Annotated in this window: 20 protein-coding genes, 1 tRNA gene and 1 pseudogene; 18 read left to right on the top strand and 4 right to left on the bottom strand. The window is 41.6% G+C overall.

Features of this window, described 5'->3' with window-relative positions; translation table 11 throughout:
• The first annotated feature begins 11 nt into the window (after positions 1-11).
• The gene (gene glnA / locus ATG71_RS16810) at positions 12-1,346 is read left to right on the top strand and encodes a type I glutamate--ammonia ligase (RefSeq protein WP_098440665.1); all 1,335 of its coding nucleotides are present in this window, start codon (positions 12-14) and stop codon (positions 1,344-1,346) included.
• 195 nt (positions 1,347-1,541) lie between these two features.
• Here glnA and lexA read toward each other — a convergent pair whose 3' ends face one another.
• Positions 1,542-2,162: a transcriptional repressor LexA gene (gene lexA, locus ATG71_RS16805; protein ID WP_034759911.1), complete on the bottom strand. Its 621-nt coding sequence runs from the start codon at positions 2,160-2,162 to the stop codon at positions 1,542-1,544.
• Between the two features lie 154 nt (positions 2,163-2,316).
• Here lexA and yneA point away from each other — a divergent pair, with 154 nt between their 5' ends.
• The 9 genes and pseudogenes from yneA to ATG71_RS16760 all read left to right on the top strand — a co-directional run bounded on the left by yneA (position 2,317) and on the right by ATG71_RS16760 (position 11,850).
• The gene (yneA, locus tag ATG71_RS16800) at positions 2,317-2,643 is read left to right on the top strand and encodes a cell division suppressor protein YneA (protein ID WP_179886570.1); all 327 of its coding nucleotides are present in this window, start codon (positions 2,317-2,319) and stop codon (positions 2,641-2,643) included.
• An 11-nt stretch (positions 2,644-2,654) separates the two neighbouring features.
• Positions 2,655-3,305: a YneB family resolvase-like protein gene (locus ATG71_RS16795; protein WP_098440663.1), complete on the top strand. Its 651-nt coding sequence runs from the start codon at positions 2,655-2,657 to the stop codon at positions 3,303-3,305.
• Positions 3,306-3,409: 104 nt separating this feature from the next.
• Entirely contained in the window at positions 3,410-3,643 is a 234-nt protein-coding gene (locus ATG71_RS16790) for a DUF896 domain-containing protein (RefSeq protein ID WP_098440662.1), read from the top strand.
• A gap of 188 nt (positions 3,644-3,831) precedes the next feature.
• Complete coding sequence (tkt, locus tag ATG71_RS16785; RefSeq protein ID WP_098440661.1) at positions 3,832-5,835, top strand: transketolase; 2,004 nt, start codon at positions 3,832-3,834, stop codon at positions 5,833-5,835.
• Between the two features lie 254 nt (positions 5,836-6,089).
• Entirely contained in the window at positions 6,090-6,527 is a 438-nt protein-coding gene (sirA, locus tag ATG71_RS16780; protein ID WP_098440660.1) for a sporulation inhibitor of replication protein SirA, read from the top strand.
• Between the two features lie 84 nt (positions 6,528-6,611).
• Positions 6,612-6,833: a YneF family protein gene (locus tag ATG71_RS16775; protein WP_034759902.1), complete on the top strand. Its 222-nt coding sequence runs from the start codon at positions 6,612-6,614 to the stop codon at positions 6,831-6,833.
• Positions 6,834-7,021: 188 nt separating this feature from the next.
• Complete coding sequence (locus tag ATG71_RS16770; RefSeq protein WP_098440659.1) at positions 7,022-8,143, top strand: CamS family sex pheromone protein; 1,122 nt, start codon at positions 7,022-7,024, stop codon at positions 8,141-8,143.
• Between the two features lie 152 nt (positions 8,144-8,295).
• Positions 8,296-10,041, top strand: a pseudogene (locus tag ATG71_RS16765) (ABC transporter transmembrane domain-containing protein).
• Between the two features lie 3 nt (positions 10,042-10,044).
• Positions 10,045-11,850 carry an ABC transporter ATP-binding protein gene (locus tag ATG71_RS16760; RefSeq protein WP_098440658.1) on the top strand — a complete coding sequence of 602 codons (1,806 nt, stop codon included), beginning with the start codon at positions 10,045-10,047 and terminating at the stop codon, positions 11,848-11,850.
• Between the two features lie 85 nt (positions 11,851-11,935).
• On the opposite strand, the gene ATG71_RS16755 is transcribed toward ATG71_RS16760, so the two are convergent.
• A complete protein-coding gene (locus tag ATG71_RS16755) occupies positions 11,936-12,115 on the bottom strand; it encodes an aspartyl-phosphate phosphatase Spo0E family protein (RefSeq protein WP_061811297.1) in 180 nt (59 codons plus the stop codon).
• A gap of 265 nt (positions 12,116-12,380) precedes the next feature.
• Here ATG71_RS16755 and ATG71_RS16750 point away from each other — a divergent pair, with 265 nt between their 5' ends.
• The 5 genes from ATG71_RS16750 (at position 12,381) to ATG71_RS16730 (ending at position 16,709) form a co-directional block, all read left to right on the top strand.
• A complete protein-coding gene (locus ATG71_RS16750) occupies positions 12,381-13,088 on the top strand; it encodes a cytochrome c biogenesis CcdA family protein (protein WP_098440657.1) in 708 nt (235 codons plus the stop codon).
• Between the two features lie 126 nt (positions 13,089-13,214).
• A complete protein-coding gene (locus tag ATG71_RS16745) occupies positions 13,215-13,574 on the top strand; it encodes a response regulator (RefSeq protein ID WP_098440656.1) in 360 nt (119 codons plus the stop codon).
• Positions 13,575-13,694: 120 nt separating this feature from the next.
• Entirely contained in the window at positions 13,695-14,174 is a 480-nt protein-coding gene (locus ATG71_RS16740) for a CcdC family protein (RefSeq protein ID WP_098440655.1), read from the top strand.
• A gap of 595 nt (positions 14,175-14,769) precedes the next feature.
• A complete protein-coding gene (gene ltrA / locus ATG71_RS16735; RefSeq protein WP_098440269.1) occupies positions 14,770-16,032 on the top strand; it encodes a group II intron reverse transcriptase/maturase in 1,263 nt (420 codons plus the stop codon).
• A gap of 197 nt (positions 16,033-16,229) precedes the next feature.
• Positions 16,230-16,709: a site-2 protease family protein gene (locus tag ATG71_RS16730; protein ID WP_098440654.1), complete on the top strand. Its 480-nt coding sequence runs from the start codon at positions 16,230-16,232 to the stop codon at positions 16,707-16,709.
• A gap of 151 nt (positions 16,710-16,860) precedes the next feature.
• Here ATG71_RS16730 and ATG71_RS16725 read toward each other — a convergent pair whose 3' ends face one another.
• Positions 16,861-17,286, bottom strand: a complete 426-nt coding sequence (locus tag ATG71_RS16725; RefSeq protein WP_034759880.1) for a DUF2621 domain-containing protein — start codon at positions 17,284-17,286, stop codon at positions 16,861-16,863.
• 197 nt (positions 17,287-17,483) lie between these two features.
• On the opposite strand from ATG71_RS16725, the gene ATG71_RS16720 reads away from it, so the two are divergent.
• Complete coding sequence (locus tag ATG71_RS16720) at positions 17,484-18,806, top strand: ATP-binding protein (protein ID WP_098440653.1); 1,323 nt, start codon at positions 17,484-17,486, stop codon at positions 18,804-18,806.
• Between the two features lie 65 nt (positions 18,807-18,871).
• On the opposite strand, the gene ATG71_RS23455 is transcribed toward ATG71_RS16720, so the two are convergent.
• Positions 18,872-18,967: transfer RNA gene (locus ATG71_RS23455), tRNA-Sec, on the bottom strand.
• 294 nt (positions 18,968-19,261) lie between these two features.
• On the opposite strand from ATG71_RS23455, the gene ATG71_RS16715 reads away from it, so the two are divergent.
• A complete protein-coding gene (locus ATG71_RS16715) occupies positions 19,262-19,786 on the top strand; it encodes a hypothetical protein (protein WP_098440652.1) in 525 nt (174 codons plus the stop codon).
• Positions 19,787-19,922: 136 nt separating this feature from the next.
• Positions 19,923-20,060 carry a YvrJ family protein gene (locus ATG71_RS16710; RefSeq protein WP_098440651.1) on the top strand — a complete coding sequence of 46 codons (138 nt, stop codon included), beginning with the start codon at positions 19,923-19,925 and terminating at the stop codon, positions 20,058-20,060.
• Positions 20,061-20,130: the final 70 nt, after the last annotated feature.

Genomic DNA, 20,130 nt, shown 5'->3' with positions numbered 1-20,130 from the left:
GAATTACGTAAATGGCAAAGTATACTAAGGAAGATGTTGCAAGATTAGCGAATGAAGAAGGAGTTAAGTTCATTCGACTACAATTCACCGACATTTTAGGGACGATCAAGAACGTAGAAATCCCTCTAAGTCAGCTTGAAAAAGCTTTAGATAACAAAATGATGTTTGATGGTTCTTCCATTGAAGGATTTGTCCGAATCGAAGAATCGGATATGTACCTTTTCCCGGATTTAGACACATGGTTGGTTTTCCCATGGACAGCAGAAAAAGGGAAGGTAGCCCGTCTGATCTGTGATATTTACAATCCGGATGGCACTCCGTTCGAAGGAGATCCCCGTAATAACCTAAAACGCATTTTAGGTGAGATGGAGGAGCTTGGGTTCACTGACTTCAATCTTGGACCAGAGCCGGAATTCTTCCTCTTTAAATTAGATGTTAATGGCGAACCTACGTTGGAATTGAATGATAACGGTGGCTATTTTGACCTGGCCCCTACCGATTTAGGGGAGAACTGCCGTCGTGATATCGCTTTAGAACTTGAAGAAATGGGCTTTGAAATCGAAGCATCTCACCATGAAGTAGCTCCCGGTCAACATGAGATCGACTTTAAATACGCCAATGCATTAAAAGCTTGTGATGATATTCAGACATTTAAACTGGTAGTTAAAACGATTGCCCGTAAACATGGTCTGCACGCTACCTTCATGCCGAAACCATTATTCGGTGTAAATGGTTCAGGAATGCACTGTAATATGTCCCTGTTCAAAAATGGCGTGAACTCTTTCTTTGATGAAAAAGGTGACTTGCAACTAAGTGATACTGCCCGTCAATTCCTTGCTGGTATCATTAAGCATGCAACTGCTTTTACGGCAATCACGAACCCGACTGTAAACTCATACAAGCGTTTAGTGCCAGGTTACGAAGCACCTTGCTATGTTGCATGGTCTGCGCGTAACCGTAGCCCATTAATCCGTATCCCGGCTTCCCGTGGCTTGAGCACACGTGTTGAAGTCCGAAGTGTCGACCCTGCAGCAAACCCTTACCTTGCAATGGCTGTATTACTTGCGGCAGGATTGGATGGAATCAAGAATAACTTACCGGCTCCTAAGCCGATTGACCGCAACATCTATGTAATGGATAAAAAAGAGCGTGAAGAAGCAGGTATCGTGGATCTTCCTGCAACATTATATGCAGCTCTTGAAACATTAAAAACGAATGAAGTAATCGTTAAGTCCCTTGGCGAACACATATTCGAACACTTCGTGGAAGCGAAGGAAATCGAGTGGGATATGTTCCGTACACAAGTACACCCTTGGGAACGTGAACAGTACATTCAAATGTATTAATTACCAGAAACCCTCAACGATTTATCGTTGAGGGTTTTTTTGCAGGAAGTTCAGGTTGATTAGGGAATCAGGGAAGAAACGATAAGAAAAAAGCCCGGGGTTGGAAATTTTGCTTCCAACCCCGGGCTTTTTTCATTATTATGATGACCGTTTGATACTAGAATCCGGAATGCTCTATGCATACCGATACCATTATCAATGAACTTGACGATACACTCCGACCACTTTACCCAAAATGGAAACGTTTCGCAAAATGATAGGTTCCATTGTTGAGTTCTCAGGTTGCAGACGAACATAATCCTTTTCTTTAAAGAAACGTTTTACCGTTGCTTCATCTTCATCGGTCATGGCAACGACGATATCTCCGTTGTTCGCTGTCTGCTGCTGGCGAACAATGACAAAATCTCCATCCAATATACCGGCTTCGATCATACTGTCACCCATGATTTCAAGCATAAAGACCTGCTCATCCGAAGGGGCCATCCGCTCGGGCAATGGGAAAAATTCTTCCACATTTTCAACAGCCGTAATCGGTTGACCTGCTGTAACTTTACCGATTAAAGGAACGTTTACTACACGTTGTCGCGGAATCGTATCTTCTTCAAGGTCCAGGATTTCTATCGCTCTCGGTTTAGTCGGATCGCGACGGATCAGACCTTTACTTTCAAGCCTCGCTAAATGTCCGTGTACAGTGGAACTGGAAGCAAGACCGACGGCTTCCCCGATTTCACGTACGGAAGGGGGATACCCTTTTTCTCTGACTGCAACTTTAATATATTGTAGTATGTCCTGCTGTCTCTTCGACAATTTTGTCATGTTCACGCACCTCTATTATAGATCTTATGTTCCCATTATAGCATGTCACGATAATTGATACAAACATAAGTTCGAATTTTGTTGACACCAAACGAATGTTCGTATTACAATGAAAATAACAAAACAGAACAAACATTCGTATGGGGGTAATTTTATGTTAACACATATTTGGAATCGATTCTCTTACATTATTATATTATTTCTATTAGTCCTTTCAGCAGCTTTCTATTTATTAATCAATATGTCAAATCAACCTTCCTACCAAAGTATCACAGTAGAAGAGGGTGATACTCTTTGGACTATTGCCAAACAGTATAATGAAGAATATTCTATGACAGTGGAAGAATTTATCGCCTGGGTTGGGGAAGAGAACGAATTGAACTCTTTTGCCATCAAACCTGGTGAATCACTTGTGTTACCGATTGAAAATCCAACAATATCAACTCAATCAGATTTCGAACTGGTCATGAACGAAGAATAGAGGGATAGAAAATGAAAGCAGTCATATACTGCAGGGTAAGTACCAAGAAAAACACACAGGAAACATCATTGGAACGCCAGGAAGAAGAACTGGTTAAATTGGCAAACGAACATCACTATGAAGTAACTGCCGTCATCAGGGATCAGGCGAGCGGCTTTGAATTGGACCGTCCAGGGGTTTTGGAACTTTTGGACCTGGTCAGGGATAAATCAATCGAGGCAGTCCTTATCCAGGACGAAACAAGAATCGGCAGGGGGAATGCCAAGATCGCCCTTATCCACTGTCTGTTAAAAGAAGAAGTGAAAATCATCAGCCAGACTCATAGTGGTGAATTACACTTATCCGAATCCGATTCTATGGTCATCAACATTGTCAGTATGGTGGAGGAATATCAACGCAAGCTTCATAACCTTAAAATTAAGCGGGGCATGAAGCGGGCTGTGGAAAATGGCTTTCAGCCCCATAAAAATTTAAAAAACAAAGGCAATGTTGAAGGAAGGGAACGTATTGAAGTGCCGGTCGAGGAAATCGTGCGACTAAGGAAAAACGAATTAACCTTCGCTGAAATTGCAGCTACACTTAGGGGATTCGGATACGATGTATCCAAAGCTACCGTACATAGACGCTTCAAGGAATATATGACTTCCCGTGATCATGCATAACCCTTGTTTTATCTCCTTTATTCTAGTAACATGACGGTAGTGTGATGCACTGCTCTAAGATTGTTTTAGAGTTTGCAAACTATGCAATAAAGGAGTTTTTATAGATGCTTTCAAAATCAAAAATGAATAGAATCAACGAACTTGCCAATAAGTCCAAAAGTAGCGGACTATCTGAGCAGGAAGCGAAAGAACAGACTAAACTTAGAAAAGAATATCTAGAAACGTTCCGTCAATCGATGAAGGGGACAATTGAAAATACAAGAATCTTTGATCCGGAAGGAAATGAAGTAACACCTAAAAAGATCCAAGATATACAGACTAAGAAAAAAATGCATTAATCAAAAAACTTCCAGGCCAAAGTTGAAAGGTACTGGAAGTTTTTTGAATCATTTTTCTCCCTTATGATATTTAAAGGGTTTTTTATTTTCATCGATCATAAAGTCATGTTATCATTCAAGATAGTTGTATAAACTATCAAAGAAGATTAATATTAATAAGGTACATTAAAAGGAAGGATGTCTGACATATGTTTGATAAAACAGATCAATTAGCAATTAATACAATCCGTACATTATCAATCGATGCGATTGAAAAAGCAGGTTCCGGGCACCCGGGAATGCCTATGGGGGCAGCTCCAATGGCGTATGCACTTTGGACAAAGTTCATGAATCATAATCCTAAAAATCCAGAATGGTTCAACCGCGACCGTTTTGTCTTATCTGCGGGACACGGTTCGATGCTGTTATACAGCCTACTTCATCTATCTGGATACGATGTTTCAATGGAAGATCTTAAAAATTTCCGCCAATGGGGAAGTAAGACTCCAGGACATCCAGAGTACAAGCACACTCCTGGTGTAGAAGCAACAACTGGTCCGCTTGGACAAGGGATTGCAATGGCAGTAGGTATGGCATTAGCCGAAAGACATTTGGCCACTACATACAACAAAGACCAATATAATATGGTCGATCACTTTACATACTCCATTTGTGGAGATGGGGACTTAATGGAAGGTGTTTCCTCTGAAGCTGCTTCATTGGCTGCACATCTAAAATTAGGACGCCTTGTTGTCCTTTATGATTCCAACGATATTTCACTTGACGGAGAGTTGGATAAGTCCTTCTCTGAGAGTGTTAAGGGACGATTTGAATCATACGGATGGCAGTATATCCGTGTTGAAGATGGAAATGATCTTGACGAAATTTCCAAGGCCATCGAAGAAGGTCAGGGAGATACAACGCGCCCGACAATGATTGAGGTCAAGACAGTCATTGGTTACGGGGCACCGAATAAATCAGGTAAATCAGCCGTTCATGGTGCACCTCTGGGTGAAGATGAAATGAAGCTTACCAAAGAAGCCTACAAGTGGACATTTGATCAGGATTTCCACGTGCCTGATGAGGTTTACAGTCGCTTCGAGGAAAAAATCCAACAAGCTGGCTCTGAGAAAGAACAGGATTGGGCCAACCAATTCATTAAATACAAAGAGGAACACCCTGAATTAGCCACTCAATTAGAAGCGGCGATCAAAGGTGAACTACCGCAAGGATGGGATAAAGACATCCCGGTATATGAAGAAGGAAAAGCATTGGCAAGCCGAGCTTCTTCAGGGGAAGTGCTCAACGCCATTGCCAAAAATCTTCCTTCATTCATCGGTGGTTCCGCTGACCTTGCTGGTTCCAACAAAACGATGATTAAAGATGAGAAAGATTTCATGCCTGAATCCTACGAAGGCCGAAATATCTGGTTCGGAGTCCGTGAATTCGGTATGGGTGGTGCCATGAATGGTATGGCTCTACACGGAGGGCTTCATGTATTCGGAGGCACATTCTTCGTATTCAGTGACTATCTAAGACCTGCTATCCGTTTGGCGGCTATAATGGGCTTACCTGTGACATATGTGTTCACACACGATAGTATCGCTGTAGGAGAAGACGGACCTACCCATGAACCTGTTGAACAGCTTGCATCTCTTCGTGCAATGCCTAACCTGTCAGTCATTCGCCCTGGTGACGGTAATGAAGTGGCTGCAGCCTGGAGGTTATCGTTAGAATCGAAAGATCAGCCTACGATGCTGGTTCTGTCCCGTCAGGACCTTCCAACGCTTAAAGGTACGGCTGATAAAGCCTATAACGGGGTAAACAAAGGAGCATATGTTGTCTCTGCTTCGGGTAAAGAACAGCCTGATGCCCTGTTGATTGCGACTGGCTCTGAAGTACATCTTGCGGTAGATGCACAAAATGCACTTGAAAAAGACGGCATCAGTGTTTCAGTTGTAAGCATGCCTTCCTGGGATCGTTTCGAAAAACAATCAAAAGAATATAAAGAATCCATTCTGCCTAAGAGCGTGAAGAAACGCCTGGCTATCGAAATGGGATCTCCAATGGGCTGGGATCGTTACGTTGGTGATGAAGGTGACATCCTGGCGATCAATGGTTATGGTGCATCTGCCCCAGGAGCTAAAGTTATGGAAGAATATGGCTTCACTTCTGAAAATGTAGTATCTAGAATCAAAGCTTTACTTCAATAATCGTGAATGGAAAAGGTCGGCTCCTTACACTCTCTAAGGAGTTGGCCTTTTTCTTTTGGGTGAGTACAATAGGAGTATAGGTGGAAGAGATTGGGTATAGAACATGTAACGTATAAATACTTCGAATCACCTCTCAACAATCAGGTAAGATAGAATAGGTTCGACAAAACTAGTGCAGATTTTCAACAATTTATGACAATGACTCCCTTCTAGTTGATTTATACTATATGAAAGAAAGGTAGGAGGGAGTAAAGGTGCGAAATTATCAAATCTATTGGATTGAAGAGTTGTTTGTTCAACATTACTATGGTCGTGAAAGAATGTTCTATCAATTGTTTTCTGATTGGGAAGCGAGTACAGGTGATCTTCACGATATCGTCTCGAAACAAGTAGATTACATTACCAAACCGATTCCATACCTTCCTACCCAAAGACTGCTTCAGCACGAAATAACGAAGGTTGAAGGGGCAGCCTGGATAAACTCCGTTGCGACAATCGAAAGAGAACAATCAGGTGCGACACTCGTCTTGAATGAAAAGTCGATGTCCTTGAATGCCTGGGGGCACGATGAATCTGAATATATCTTTTTTGAAATTTTACGGAGGAATATGGGCCAGCTACTGGCAATGGATATCAAAAATGAACGTTTTGGATGGTTAAAACCGATAAAACAAAGAAAGTTTATATATTAATATGAAATTTTGACCAAAATATTGTATAATGTTTCAGGGTTTAGTACACTTTTAAAAGGACAACATGAAGGAGGAAGTAAGAGTATGGGAACGACTGGATTACTTATTCTAGTAGGCGTTCTGGCATTACTTGCCGGAGTAGCACTAGGATTTTTCATTGCTCGTAAATACATGATGAGCTACCTAAAGAAAAATCCACCAATTAACGAGCAAATGTTACGCATGATGATGATGCAAATGGGGCAAAAACCATCCCAGAAAAAAATCAATCAAATGATGAATGCAATGAATAAGAACATGAAGTAATAGATGGAAGCACTCAGGTGATGAGTGCTTTTTCTATTGTTCGGGTATCCTGATTCCATGGAGTGTAAAGAAGTTATTAAAAGATCAGGTAGGATAATGGGATTATTTTCGTGAATTCATAAAAACTTAAAGATTATCAAGCGGATTGAAATGTAATGTATGATAAAATATAGTCCGGAGGGAGTCATATGAAAAAATGGAGTATTGTATCTCTGTCCCTTTTGATTCTTATTGCCGGATGCAGCAATAAGCCTCAAGAAGTGATAGATGAAGAAACGCTTGAAATTCAAAATAGTGCAGCAAGTGATGCACGTGAATATTTAAATTATAAAGTTAACGAAGAAAAAAAATCGGTGAATCGCGGTCTGATTACCATGACGATCAATAACCGCAGTGATATGGATGAAATTGAGACGGGCCTTATGTCTTTATCCACTGAACATTTTTCCCCTGATAAATATGTCTACCAGGAAGGGCAATATTTAAAGAACTTAAACGCATGGTTAGGGAGGAAGTCTAAAACCAATAAGGCTGGCCTCAACCCTGAATTGAAGATCACCGATGATATGACATGGGAACAACGGATGGAGCTGGAAAAGAAAAATCCAATGTACCTTGCCTATATTCATGAGCAGAATTATGTAGATAAAGATGGGAAAATCAAGGGGATTTCCCTTGGCCTTGCGATGAATACCATCGATTATATCAGGGTTGAAGATGATAAGAAGCTTATGCATTTTGACGAAGCCAATATTAACAAGAAAATGATGGAAGAATACGGAAAGAAAGTGGCCGGCACAGTCGCCAGTCGGGTAAGGGCAAACCAAGAATTGAAAAATGTACCAATCATGATTTCGATTTTCAAACTGCAACCTTTAAACAGTGTTGTTCCAGGAAACTATATTGCTACGACCTATTTAGATGAGAACGATAAAAAAATCAAAAAGTGGGACGATGTCTCCGACAAATATTATTACTTCCCGAGTGATGAGGGCGAAGAGAAAGACCGTGATTTATATAACCGAATCCGGGATCTTGAAGATTATGTGTCAAAGTATTTCTCTCATCAGGATATTGAGTTTGTAGGTAAAGGAATGTATCAGAAGGAAACGCTAAATAAACTGGTCATCGATGTACATACAGGAATGGTGAAGGAAACCGAATTAATAGGGTTTGCACAGGCGATAGGTCCTGAAATCGTCGATTACTTCCCACACACACCGGTTTACCTTTATGTAAAAACCCCTAAAGGCCTTAAAGCCACCATCGTCAAAGAAGTGGACCAGGAACCATTTGTACAAATACATTAATATTATATTTCTATACGAAAGAGCCTCTCTTATTAAAATCAGAGAGGCTCTTTTGTATCGTCTCTTGAAGAGTTTGTCGGAAAAAGATTTCTCATTATTATGAAATTTGGTAAAATAAAGAGTCGATTTAATCATGATGCGGGGGAGACAGTATGAAAGTCTTTTATGATTTAAAATGGTTTTTTCTTCAGGAGAAAAAGTCATATATAACAGGAACCATACTTCTATTATTGGTGGCGTTCCTTCAATTGATCCCACCTAAAATTGTAGGGATCGTGGTCGACCGTATAAAGGCACATTCGTTGACGCCGGAAGATATGTTGAAATGGATCCTGATCCTTATTTTTACCGCACTAGCCATGTACGGTCTCCGTTTTGTATGGAGAATCATGATCTTCGGTTCTGCCACCAAGCTTTCCAGGTTGCTGAGGGACGAACTTTATCATCACTTTACCAAAATGTCCCCGGCTTTCTACCAACGGAAGCGGATAGGGGATTTGATGGCCCACGCAACAAATGACATTCAATCGATCCAACAGACTGCGGGAGTAGGCGTATTGACCCTTGTTGATTCCCTGTCAACTGGAGGATTTGTCGTTGCGGCCATGGCTTTTACAATCAGTTGGAAGCTGACCCTCATTGCATTGATACCGATGCCGTTCATGGCGGTTTTGACAAGTTATTATGGAACATTGCTGCATAAACGGTTTCATAAAGCTCAAGAAGCATTTTCGGCTCTGAATGATAAGACGTAGGAAAGTATAACGGGAATGAAAGTCCTGAAAACGTTTGGGCAGGAAAAAGAGGATATTGAGTCGTTCAGGAAACAATCGGAGGAAGTGGTTCAGAAAAATATCTCTGTTGCAAGAGTGGACTCGTTGTTTGATCCCACCATATCCATCATTGTAGGTATTTCCTTCTTTTTATCGATTGTGTTTGGTTCAAAGTATGTGATTGAAGGAGAGCTTACGATTGGAGACTTGATTTCCTTCACCACATATCTCGGACTCTTAATCTGGCCGATGCTTGCATTCGGGTGGCTATTTAACATTGTGGAGAGGGGGCGTGCTTCTTATGATCGTGTGGCAGGGTTATTGAATGAAAAGATAGATGTGCTGGATGCTGGAGAATTGGAGCGCGCCCCAACAGGAGATATCGAGTTCCAGATTTCCACTTTTTCATACCCGGATGAAGAGGCGCATGCACTGGAAGATGTTCAGTTTACCATGAAAAAGGGTCAAACCATTGGGATCGTTGGAAAAACTGGGGCGGGAAAGACAACTCTTTTAAAACTTCTCCTGAGGGAATTTGAGGGGTATAAGGGGATTGTGAGATTTGGAGGGTGCGTGATTCAAGAGTATAAATTAAATCAATTGCGTGAATCCATCGGATACGTGCCTCAGGATCACTTTTTATTTTCTGCCACGATCATGGAAAATATTGCTTTCGCAAATCCACTATCTTCAAGGGAAAAGGTGGAGGAGGCAGCTTTACTTGCTCATATTCATGATGATATCAGCCGATTCCCATTAGGCTATGCCACAGTCGTCGGGGAAAGAGGGGTGTCCTTATCGGGTGGTCAGAAGCAGAGGATATCGATTGCAAGGGCTCTCTTAATGGATCCTGAAGTACTCATCCTGGATGATTCCCTGTCAGCTGTGGATGCCAGTACAGAAGAATCGATCCTGACTTCCCTGAAGCAGAATCGAGCCGGGAAGACGACGGTGATCACTTCTCATCGGCTAAGTGCGATTCAACACGCTGACCTGATCATTGTGCTTGAAGAAGGAAAGCTCGTCGAGAAAGGCACCCACGGTCACCTTATGAAGAATAAAGGCAGGTACAGAGAAATGTATCTTCGCCAACAATTGGAAGAACTCGTAGAGCGGGGAGGATAAGAAATGGATCGTATACAGACTCTGACACCTAAAGAGCAGCGGAAGATCTTTTACCGTCTAATGGGGTATACAAAGCCTTATAAAAGACCGATAATGGCCGCTTTTTCATTATTGCTTCTCTCAACCATTGGAGACGTCTTAGGACCGATCATCATCAAGATCTTCATTGATGACTATTTAACTCCCAGGGTGTTTCCATATGGTCCACTCGTCGGTTTAGCTGCCGCATATGTATCGATTCAGATTGGTAATGTATTGATTTCTTACTTTCAGTTACTGAAGTTTCAGGAAATCGCCCTCAGGATCATTCAGCAATTGAGGGTGGATGTCTTTACGAAGGTGCAAGGACTTGGTATGAAGTACTTTGATCATACCCCTGCAGGAGGGGTGGTCTCCCGGGTAACGAATGATACGGAAGCGATTAAGGATATGTTCGTAAGTGTATTGGTATCATTCATTCAAGGTGTATTTCTTTTAACGGGGATCTTCATTGCCATGTTTGTCCTGAATACCAGGTTAGCCTTCTTTTGTCTATTCATACTCCCTGTGATTTTTATCATTATGAAAATGTATCGTTCATATAGCTCCATCTTCTATCAGGAGATGCGTGAAAGACTGAGTCAACTGAATGCCAAGTTAAGTGAATCGCTTTCGGGAATGTTAATCATCCAAGTATTCAGGCAGGAAAAAAGATTAAGACTTGAATTTGGGGATATTAATGAAAAACACTATAGGGCTGGCATGAAGAATATTAAGGTGGATGGGTTATTATTGAGACCGGCAATCGATCTTGTATATGTTGCTGCCTTAATTGTAGTATTGAGCTATTTCGGAATATCATCTTTCACGCAGCCGATTGAAATTGGTGTGCTCTATGCATTTATTAATTATTTGGACCGTTTTTTTGAACCGGTCAATCAAATCATGATGAGATTATCTATGTTTCAACAAGCGATCATAGCTTCTTCACGCGTCTTCACGCTGTTGGATGAAGAAGAGCTATCCCCTGGGCAAACGCTGGATAACGGGAATAGTGAAACGATCGGGCAAGGCGAAATTACCTTTGACAATGTGTCCTATTCTTATGATGGGGAAAATGATGTCCTTAAGAAAATCTCTTTTACCGCGAAGCCTGGTGAAACTGTCGCACTTGTCGGGCATACAGGAAGCGGAAAGAGCTCGATCATCAATTTACTTATGAGATTCTATGAATTCAACCGGGGTGACATTTTAGTAGACGGAAGAAGCATTAAAATGTATCCAATGGCAGAACTCCGGCAGAAGATGGGCCTGGTCCTTCAGGATCCATTCCTATTCTACGGAGATATAAAGGATAATATTAAGCTTCATGCCGAAGAGATGTCTGATAAGGAAGTGGAAGAAGCAGCTAAATTTGTACGGGCGAATACGTTTATTGAGAAACTTCCTGGCGGGTATTCTCACCCTGTGGTCGAAAGGGGTTCAACACTATCAAGTGGACAGCGACAATTGATTGCATTTGCCCGTACAATGGCGACCAAACCGAAGATACTTGTCCTTGATGAAGCAACTGCGAATATTGATACAGAAACGGAAGAACAAATCCAAAATGCCCTGAGGAGAATGAGAAAAGGCAGAACAACCATTGCCATTGCTCATAGGCTATCAACCATACAGGATGCGGATCTCATCCTGGTGTTGCAGCAGGGGGAAATAGTAGAGCGTGGCAGCCACCAGGAATTACTTCGTCAAAAAGGAATTTATCACAAAATGTATCTTCTTCAAAATGGTTTGGTCGAGGATATGGAGGATGCCACATCAGAAAGCTAAAAGGGAACAGGGAGACCCGGATTCGGATCTCCCTGTTCCCTTTTAGCACTATATTAGTATCATTTATTTGTATAAAAGGTATAGTTCAACTCATTTGGGGTGTGTAGCATTTTTTTATGTATTGAGAGTTGTAGCTATTTAACAGACGATCAAGTTCCTGACTAAATTGAATAGCTTGAGGTGATGTCAGTCCATTTTCAGCAACAATATCAATTAATTGAGCACGCTTTTTTTCAATTCGTTCTAGAAGCTCTTTTTTAGACACGGCTGTTTCCTTTCTTTTGTATGTCCTGACAAGTGGAATACAAAACTAGTAATAACTGTAACTTTTTATTAGTATAACGAATATAGAACATTTTTTCAAAGTAAAATTAACGGATTTAGGAAAAGAAAAGAGACTTTAATACAATTGAAAGAGTAAAAGGTGATTGTAATAAGATGGTCACAAATCTTTCACATAAACATCCCTCATAGTTTGGCGCATTGTTTGATAGAATAGACATATATACTGAATTGTAGGAGATGTGGAAATGTCTGATATTAATATTTTTTTAGCATTCGGGGCAGGATTCCTAAGCTTCATATCCCCGTGCTGCTTACCTTTGTATCCCGCCTTTCTTTCATACATAACCGGCATGAGTGTCAATGAATTGAAAACGGATAATGCCATGTTGCAGAGAAGGAGTTTACTGCATACATTATTTTTCTTAGTTGGTTTCTCAGCCATTTTTATCGCGATTGGTTTTGGGGCTTCCTTTATTGGAAACTTCTTTTTAAATTACAAAGATCTTATTCGACAGCTGGGGGCTATTTTCATCGTCATTTTTGGCTTGGTCGTCATTGGTGTGTTCACCCCGGAATCCTTGATGAAGGATCGCAGATTTGAATTCAAGAATAGGCCTGCGGGCTTTATCGGTTCCATCTTGATCGGAATGGCGTTTGCCGCGGGATGGACACCCTGTACCGGTCCGATCCTTGCTTCAGTTCTTGCCCTTGCCGCAACAAATCCTGGGTCAGGTGTCATGTACATGACAGCATATGTATTAGGCTTTGCCATTCCTTTCTTCATTCTTTCATTCTTCATAGGGCGAATGCAGTGGATCAGAAAGAACAGTGGAAGGATTGTAAAAGTAGGGGGATACGTCATGATTGCTGTAGGGATCATGCTGTTCTTTGACTGGATGACCATCATCCTTGCTTACTTTACATCTGCATTCGGAGGGTTTCAGGGATTTTAATAATATTCAGTTGATAATTAACAGAATAAATTGAATAAATATTACGATTTATGGTATAGTTTAATTGGGTGAATTAGGTAAAAAGACTCAATAGACATCGATAGTGTGTACGAGGAGGAAACATCTGTGGCAACGATACTTGTAGTGGATGATGCGAAATTTATGAGATTGACCCTTGGAAACATGCTTTCATCCAGCGGGCATGAAGTCGTGGGGGAAGCTGAGAATGGCATGATTGCCGTGGAGAAGTATCGTGAGCTTCACCCTGACCTGGTAACGATGGATATCACCATGCCGGATATGAATGGAATTGAAGCGGTTAAGAAAATCCTTACCGAATTCCCTCAAGCCAAGATCATTATGTGTTCTGCGATGGGACAACAAAAGGTGGTAGTGGAAGCAATTGAAGCAGGGGCGAAGGACTTCATAGTTAAGCCCTTTGACGAGGTGCGCGTAGACGAAGCCATCAAAAGAGTATTAGGGTGATAAACCGAGAGAGATTGAATCTTCCATTCATTCTCTCTTTTTTCTGTTTTCGTTTTTCCTGCATTTGGGCTATAATAAGGGAAGGTATGAAAGTAGATTATAAAAGGATGATGATGCTTTATGATGATTGCTTCATCCATTGTAGCGATTTGCATGGGATTTATGGTGATATTTATCAGGATGAAGGCTCAGAAAAGGCCGGTAAGTGGTAAGAAGATTATTTTACCCCCTCTCTTTATGAGTACAGGTGCGTTGATGTTCTTATTTCCTGTCTTTCGGGTCAATGTGGGTGAGTTTTTAGAGGCGATTATTGTCGGAATGGTATTCTCTCTGTTGTTAATCAAGACATCCAAGTTTGAAATTCGTGAAAATGATATTTATTTAAAGCGTTCTAAAGCGTTTGCCTTCATTTTGATCGGCCTGCTGTTAATTCGAATTGTAGCGAAGTCGATCCTTAGTACTTCGATTGATTACGGAGAATTGAGCGGGATGTTCTGGATACTTGCTTTTGGCATGATCGTTCCATGGAGGATAACCATGTATTTTCAATATAGAAAGCTGCATCAGGAAAATCAGGACTTAACGACGAATTCAATTTGATACGCCGTTAAAAAGCAGGGAGACGCTCCCTGCTTTTTTATTGTGCGCCCGGCATGGGTGTGATCTATAGGGTGAGAGTCCCGAGCCGTGAAGACAGTTGTAGCGGTTAGCTTAACGCAAGGGTGTCCGGGGCGACCCGGAATCTGAAGGAAGCGGGCGGCAAACCTCCGGTCCGAGGAACACGAATCTCATATAAGGCTTGTTGCACTGGATAAGTCTGCAATACAAGATGAAGTCCGAACTGTCGAAGGTGCAGAAAGTAAATGAGGCGGATAGATGGAGGGAAAGATTGCACTCTTACCCGGGGAGATCTGGCGGATACGCCTTGAATACTTGGTAACCGGAGAAGCGATTCTCTGCTGAACCGCCAGAAGTCAGCCGAGGTCATAGTACCGGCTTTTCTCGAGGAAGTCGGGAAGGACTGAACAATCAAGAGAGTGCCACGACCTGGCTCATGGTAACTGAGAGACTCACAGACAATCTGAAAAGAGCTGTCCATTTAGAGGTAACGGTGAATTCCGTGAGGGCTGGTGGAAGTGTGAGGCAGGGCCATCGAAAGAGGAAACGTGACACACGAAGGAAAGGAATATCAGTGATGTTGATGAATATGATTCTGTCTAAACCGAATATGCTTGAAGCACTGAAACGTGTAGAGCGTAATAAGGGAAGCCATGGCGTGGATCTTATGCCCGTACAAAACCTGCGATCGCATATCATGCACGAATGGCAATCGATTCGAAAGGATCTTCTTGGGGGAACCTACAAGCCGGACCCGGTACGTCGGATCGAAATCCCGAAACCAGACGGCGGCGTCCGGCTGTTAGGTATCCCAACGGTGACAGACCGTATGATTCAACAATCAATTGCCCAGATACTCTCTCAGATATACAATCCAACCTTCTCTGATCATAGTTATGGGTTCCGACCAAATCGGAGTGCCCATGACGCCGTCAGAAAAGCGAAAACGTATATCCAGGAAGGATATCGCTGGGTTATCGATATTGACTTAGAGAAATTCTTTGACAGAGTGAATCATGATAAGGTCATGGGTCTTCTTGCGAAGAGAATAAAGGACAAAGCACTTCTGAAACTGATTCGTTCTTACCTCAATGCCGGAATTATGATAGAAGGTGTAAAGGTGAAAAGTGAGGAAGGTACGCCACAGGGCGGACCTCTCAGTCCATTGCTTTCTAACATCATTTTGAATGAACTGGACCAAGAATTAGAGAAACGAGGGCTCCGCTTTATACGGTACGCAGATGATTGTAATATCTATGTCCGTTCGCCTAAAGCCGGTAACCGGGTGATGAATTCAGTGACAACGTTTCTTGAGAAGAAACTTAAACTGAGGGTAAACCGAAAGAAATCTGCGGTGGACCGACCTTGGAGAAGAACGTTCCTTGGCTTTAGTTTTACATCAAATCGCAAACCAAAAGTCAGAGTTGCCTCCAAAAGTATAAAACGGTTGAAACAGAAAATCCGTTCTCTAACTTCCAGATCTTCAGGGTGGTCGATGGAGGGTCGAATCAGAAAGCTGAACCAATATTTAATGGGATGGATCGGCTATTTTCAGCTCGCTGATACACCCAGCTTCCTAAAATACCTGGATGCATGGATCAGAAGAAGATTACGAATGTGTCTGTGGAAGCAGTGGAAACTGCCGAAAACGAAGGTCCGCAACCTCATTGCGCTCGGCGTTCCAAAATGGAAGGCATATGAGTGGGGTAATACCCGAAAGGGTTACTGGAGGATCGCACAAAGTCCAATACTACACAAAACCCTTGGCAATTCCTTCTGGAATCGCCAAGGGCTCCTAAGTCTTATCGTTAGGTATGAAAGTCTTCGTCAATCATCTTGATTGAACCGCCGTATACCGATCGGTACGTACGGTGGTGTGAGAGGTCGGGGATTAATCATCCCCTCCTACTCGATTTGTGAATTTTACGGGAAGGTGACGGTTTTGTGACAATGCAGACGAATATGCATAAATGCAGATCTTTTAGGGCAAAGAGGGAGAAGATGAATGAATAACAAATGATATTGGTGGGATTACGATTGTTTACATTAGCAGATATCTGGACTTTTTTCCTGGCCTTCTTTCTTACATTGCCACTTGTGACCATTGTACATGAATTGGGTCATATCTTGATTGCACGAATATTTGGTGCGAAGATCAAGTTTGCCATCGGAACCGGTAAACACCTCATAAATATTGGCCCTTTAGAAGTGAAGAGAATGTACTTTATGGAGGGGTGGTGTCAATACCGGGAGTTGAAGTATAACAAGGTATGGGTGCATGTCCTGATCTATTTATCGGGAAGCTTATTCAACCTGGTGGCGATACTATTCATTAACTTTCTGATTTATGAAGGTGTGATACCTGTTCACATCTTTTTCTATCAATTTGTGTATTTTTCGGTGTACTTTATCTTTTTCTCATTGTTTCCTTACAGGAACGGAGACGGAAAACCGAGTGATGGCCAAGCGATTCTCGACGTCATTCGCTTTGGTAAAGCAGAGGATCCCATTGATTAAGTGACCATATAAAAAAGGTAAACTGTTTAACGTTTACCTTTTTTTGCATTCTTCCATTTAATGTACAAAATAGCAGCCCCAACAATAAAGATTACATATAATACAATCGGAATGATAAGTATCGATCCCATTTTATTCCCTGCCTGTTTTATCAGAATAAATGCTCATAGGGTGTCACTTCTATCTGCATTTCATCAAGTTTTTTTCTGAGAAATTTATGATCTCGCTTTGGAGTCGCCAAAATGTATCCTCTGATGACTAATTCTTTTGTTATGGCTGCAGCTCTTTCTTTTAAAGCTAATTCACCGATTTTTCCGGCGATTTTCTGTTTTGCCACGTCCCTGAATAATTCCGGAACCGGAGTAACCAGTTCATTCAGCATTTTCTTTTCATCTTCACCCCATAAATGGATGGTTTCGTTCACATAATGTTCTTCCCAGTCCAAGTCAGATTTACCATCTTCCTTAGGGAATCTCTTTAAGAATTTCCGGAACATGAAGAATCCACCGATCGCAAACGAAGCCACTAAAAAAACGACCCAAAAAAGGATGAAATATAAGAACCAACCTTCTAGCATGTTTTTCACCTCAGTTTAAAAGCATATCCTATTCAATTATAGACAAGGACTTAGCATGTGACAAGAATATCACAGATTTTATAAAGAACTCTATACTGTTCTTAATTAGAAATGATATACTAATAAATAACAAATATCGTGAAAATTCTTTCTATTTCGATTGTTTTTTAAGCTTGTGCAAATAGGAGGCTAGCAGGATGAAGTATACCGGCAGGATCGTATCGTTACTTACTGGACTTTTATTAATCATTACGTGGGACTTTATTTATTACTTTGTTCTCCATTATCCGGTGGATTTAAGGGTGGATATGGTGTTTACTATACTGATCCTTTTTATCAGCTATTATATGGGGAAAAGTTATGATATCAGCCATACGACGTTGGCGGCCCTCAGAACGAGTGAAGAAAGGGTAAAGCTGCTGAATGAAGAAATGCAGCACGTCCTCCAAAGTATTGATGAAGTGGTGTTTCACACAAATGCAAAGGGAGAATTTCAGTTCCTCAATCAATCCTGGGAAGAATTTACGGGATACACGGTCAAAGAAAGTCTGCATAAGAATGCCCTCCATTTCATTTCCCTCCATGAACGTCATGAAATCCTCCGATTGGTAAGGCAATGCATCGGTTTACATAGGGAGAAAACCAGGATGGACATTCCCTATCAAAAAAGGGACGGACAGTTTCGTTGGGGTGAGGTCAATATTAAACTGAACTATGATGGTAATGGTGAGCTGCTGGGTACAGTAGGAACCATTTCAGACATTACCGAAAGAGTACATAACGAAGAAGAATTGATGGAAATGAATGAAACCCTGGCTATTGAATCTCAAAAACTTTCAGTTGCCGGTCAATTAGCTGCAGGGATTGCTCACGAAGTCCGCAACCCATTGACTTCAATTAATGGATTTCTTCAGCTGTTAAGAGATGAAGCCGATGAGAAAACGAAGGAGTACTTAGGGATTGTCTTTTCTGAAATCAAGCGGATCGAACTTGTACTGAGCGAGTTGTTGATTCTTGCGAAACCGCAATCCGTTACGTATAAACGGATAAATATCATTGAAACACTGGATCATGTCTCGAAATTACTTAATACGAATGCCATCTTATATAATATCGAAATCCAAACGGAGTTTCATGAGAAAGAACTGTATATCCGCGGCGACGAAAATCAATTAAAGCAGGTCTTTATCAACTTAATAAAAAATGCGATAGAAGCGATGCCTCATGGAGGGACGATTACCATTCATGCAGATTTCAATTCCCATAATAAGGTGCATTTGATGTTTAAGGATGAGGGGGTAGGGATGAAGAAGGAAACCCTGGATAAACTGGGAGAGCCATTCTTCACGACAAAAACAAAAGGAACAGGTCTCGGCCTTACTATATGCCTTCGGATCCTTCGCGATCATGGGGCGGATATACGGGTGCAAAGTGAACAGGGAGAGGGCACAACCTTTCATATCATGTTTGACGGCGTTCAGTCGTCTGAGCGTAAGAAACGGGAAGTACTCCAGAAATAGAGAAAAAGAACCCTTATGGTTAACGTAAGGGTTCTTTTATATGTTAAGGGCTGTATTCTCCTGAATGGCGGGACTGCCTGGGAATCGAACCCAGCGGAGACGGCACGCGCCTCCCGAAAGTTTTGAAGACTTGGGCAAGCACCAGCTCAACAATCAGCCCCGTAAGAAAGTATATATAAGTTATACCACGTGAAGTGAACTTGTTCAATTGTTTGAAAACAGCATTCATACTAATGACCTAGTTAAGAGGAAGTCTCAGGGGGAGTTGAATGCTGTTTATTCGGAATATTTGTAAGATTTAAACTTTGTAGAAATCTGCAAATATTTCTTTACCATCGGTTTATCTCCGTGATAAGATACTTTTTGCCGGCTTATTATAGACGAAGTAAGCGTTTCCTGTTGGAGCTGCTTATTGTACTTGAACTTATAGATATAGACAGAGAGGGGAAATAAATATGAAAAAAGTATGGGTATTAGGTCTTGGTTTATCATTGGCACTTGCAGGATGTTCTGACTCCGGTTCAGATAAGGAGAAAAAGGATGAGGCATCAAGTGCTGAAGAGAACACGGATACGGCTGGGGAATTAATGGATTATTACTTGAATTTAACAACGACCGTTAACGGTGTTGATATTGATTTAAATGGATATGAAGCAGCAATGGCGGGTGAAGAGCCACCTGCTGGAGACGAACTGGCAACATTGAAAGAATCTGCTCAAGCATCAGCGAAAGCGTCTGCAGAAGCAGTAGAAGGAATGGAGATCCCTGATGGTCTTGGAGACCAAAAGGATGCAGTGGAATCATTCCAATCCACACTGGCAGAGTCATATAACATGAAAGCTGATGAACTGGCTAAAGAAGGCGAAGCAGATTTCACAGCAGCTGATGAAAAATTGACCGATGCAGAAAATCAAATCAAAAAAGTGTTAGATGAAGCTGGTCTGGTAAGTTCAAGCTTAATCAGTGATTTAAACGGTTAATACTAAAGTATAAGGTCTATTACGATCACTTATAGTTGGGGAAAGCGAGTCCGGTTTGTACAGGATTCGCTTTTTTTCTGTTCATGTACCCATTTTCACCCTAACTACCTATATATAGGATGAGAGGAGGGAGAGAATGGAGCCGATTGTTTCACTAGTTTCTGAAGTAGGGTTTCCGATTGTGGTCACGATGTATCTTCTTTATCGAATCGAGTCAAAGCTTGATGCTGTCATCACGTCAATTCAAACACTGCCTCGGCAACTAAAAGAATAATGGAGATGGGATCGCTCTATGCGGTCCTATTTTTCATGGAGAGTGATATAGAAGTAGCACCAGAACCACT

This window comes from Bacillus sp. es.034 (assembly GCF_002563655.1).
Taxonomy (GTDB): domain Bacteria; phylum Bacillota; class Bacilli; order Bacillales; family Bacillaceae_B; genus Rossellomorea.
The sequence above is the reverse complement of the archived record's forward strand: the minus strand, read 5'-3'. Positions and strand labels throughout refer to the sequence as shown.

Excerpts from the sequence above, each read along its gene's own strand:
- glnA (WP_098440665.1), top strand. The coding sequence starts at position 12 with ATGGCAAAGTATACTAAGGAAGATGTTGCAAGATTAGCGAATGAAGAA.
- lexA (WP_034759911.1), bottom strand. The coding sequence starts at position 2,162 with ATGACAAAATTGTCGAAGAGACAGCAGGACATACTACAATATATTAAA.
- yneA (WP_179886570.1), top strand. The coding sequence starts at position 2,317 with ATGTTAACACATATTTGGAATCGATTCTCTTACATTATTATATTATTT.
- ATG71_RS16795 (WP_098440663.1), top strand. The coding sequence starts at position 2,655 with ATGAAAGCAGTCATATACTGCAGGGTAAGTACCAAGAAAAACACACAG.
- ATG71_RS16790 (WP_098440662.1), top strand. The coding sequence starts at position 3,410 with ATGCTTTCAAAATCAAAAATGAATAGAATCAACGAACTTGCCAATAAG.
- tkt (WP_098440661.1), top strand. The coding sequence starts at position 3,832 with ATGTTTGATAAAACAGATCAATTAGCAATTAATACAATCCGTACATTA.
- ATG71_RS16775 (WP_034759902.1), top strand. The coding sequence starts at position 6,612 with ATGGGAACGACTGGATTACTTATTCTAGTAGGCGTTCTGGCATTACTT.
- ATG71_RS16770 (WP_098440659.1), top strand. The coding sequence starts at position 7,022 with ATGAAAAAATGGAGTATTGTATCTCTGTCCCTTTTGATTCTTATTGCC.
- ATG71_RS16760 (WP_098440658.1), top strand. The coding sequence starts at position 10,045 with ATGGATCGTATACAGACTCTGACACCTAAAGAGCAGCGGAAGATCTTT.
- ATG71_RS16750 (WP_098440657.1), top strand. The coding sequence starts at position 12,381 with ATGTCTGATATTAATATTTTTTTAGCATTCGGGGCAGGATTCCTAAGC.
- ATG71_RS16740 (WP_098440655.1), top strand. The coding sequence starts at position 13,695 with ATGATGATTGCTTCATCCATTGTAGCGATTTGCATGGGATTTATGGTG.
- ltrA (WP_098440269.1), top strand. The coding sequence starts at position 14,770 with ATGTTGATGAATATGATTCTGTCTAAACCGAATATGCTTGAAGCACTG.
- ATG71_RS16725 (WP_034759880.1), bottom strand. The coding sequence starts at position 17,286 with ATGCTAGAAGGTTGGTTCTTATATTTCATCCTTTTTTGGGTCGTTTTT.
- ATG71_RS16720 (WP_098440653.1), top strand. The coding sequence starts at position 17,484 with ATGAAGTATACCGGCAGGATCGTATCGTTACTTACTGGACTTTTATTA.
- ATG71_RS16715 (WP_098440652.1), top strand. The coding sequence starts at position 19,262 with ATGAAAAAAGTATGGGTATTAGGTCTTGGTTTATCATTGGCACTTGCA.
- ATG71_RS16710 (WP_098440651.1), top strand. The coding sequence starts at position 19,923 with ATGGAGCCGATTGTTTCACTAGTTTCTGAAGTAGGGTTTCCGATTGTG.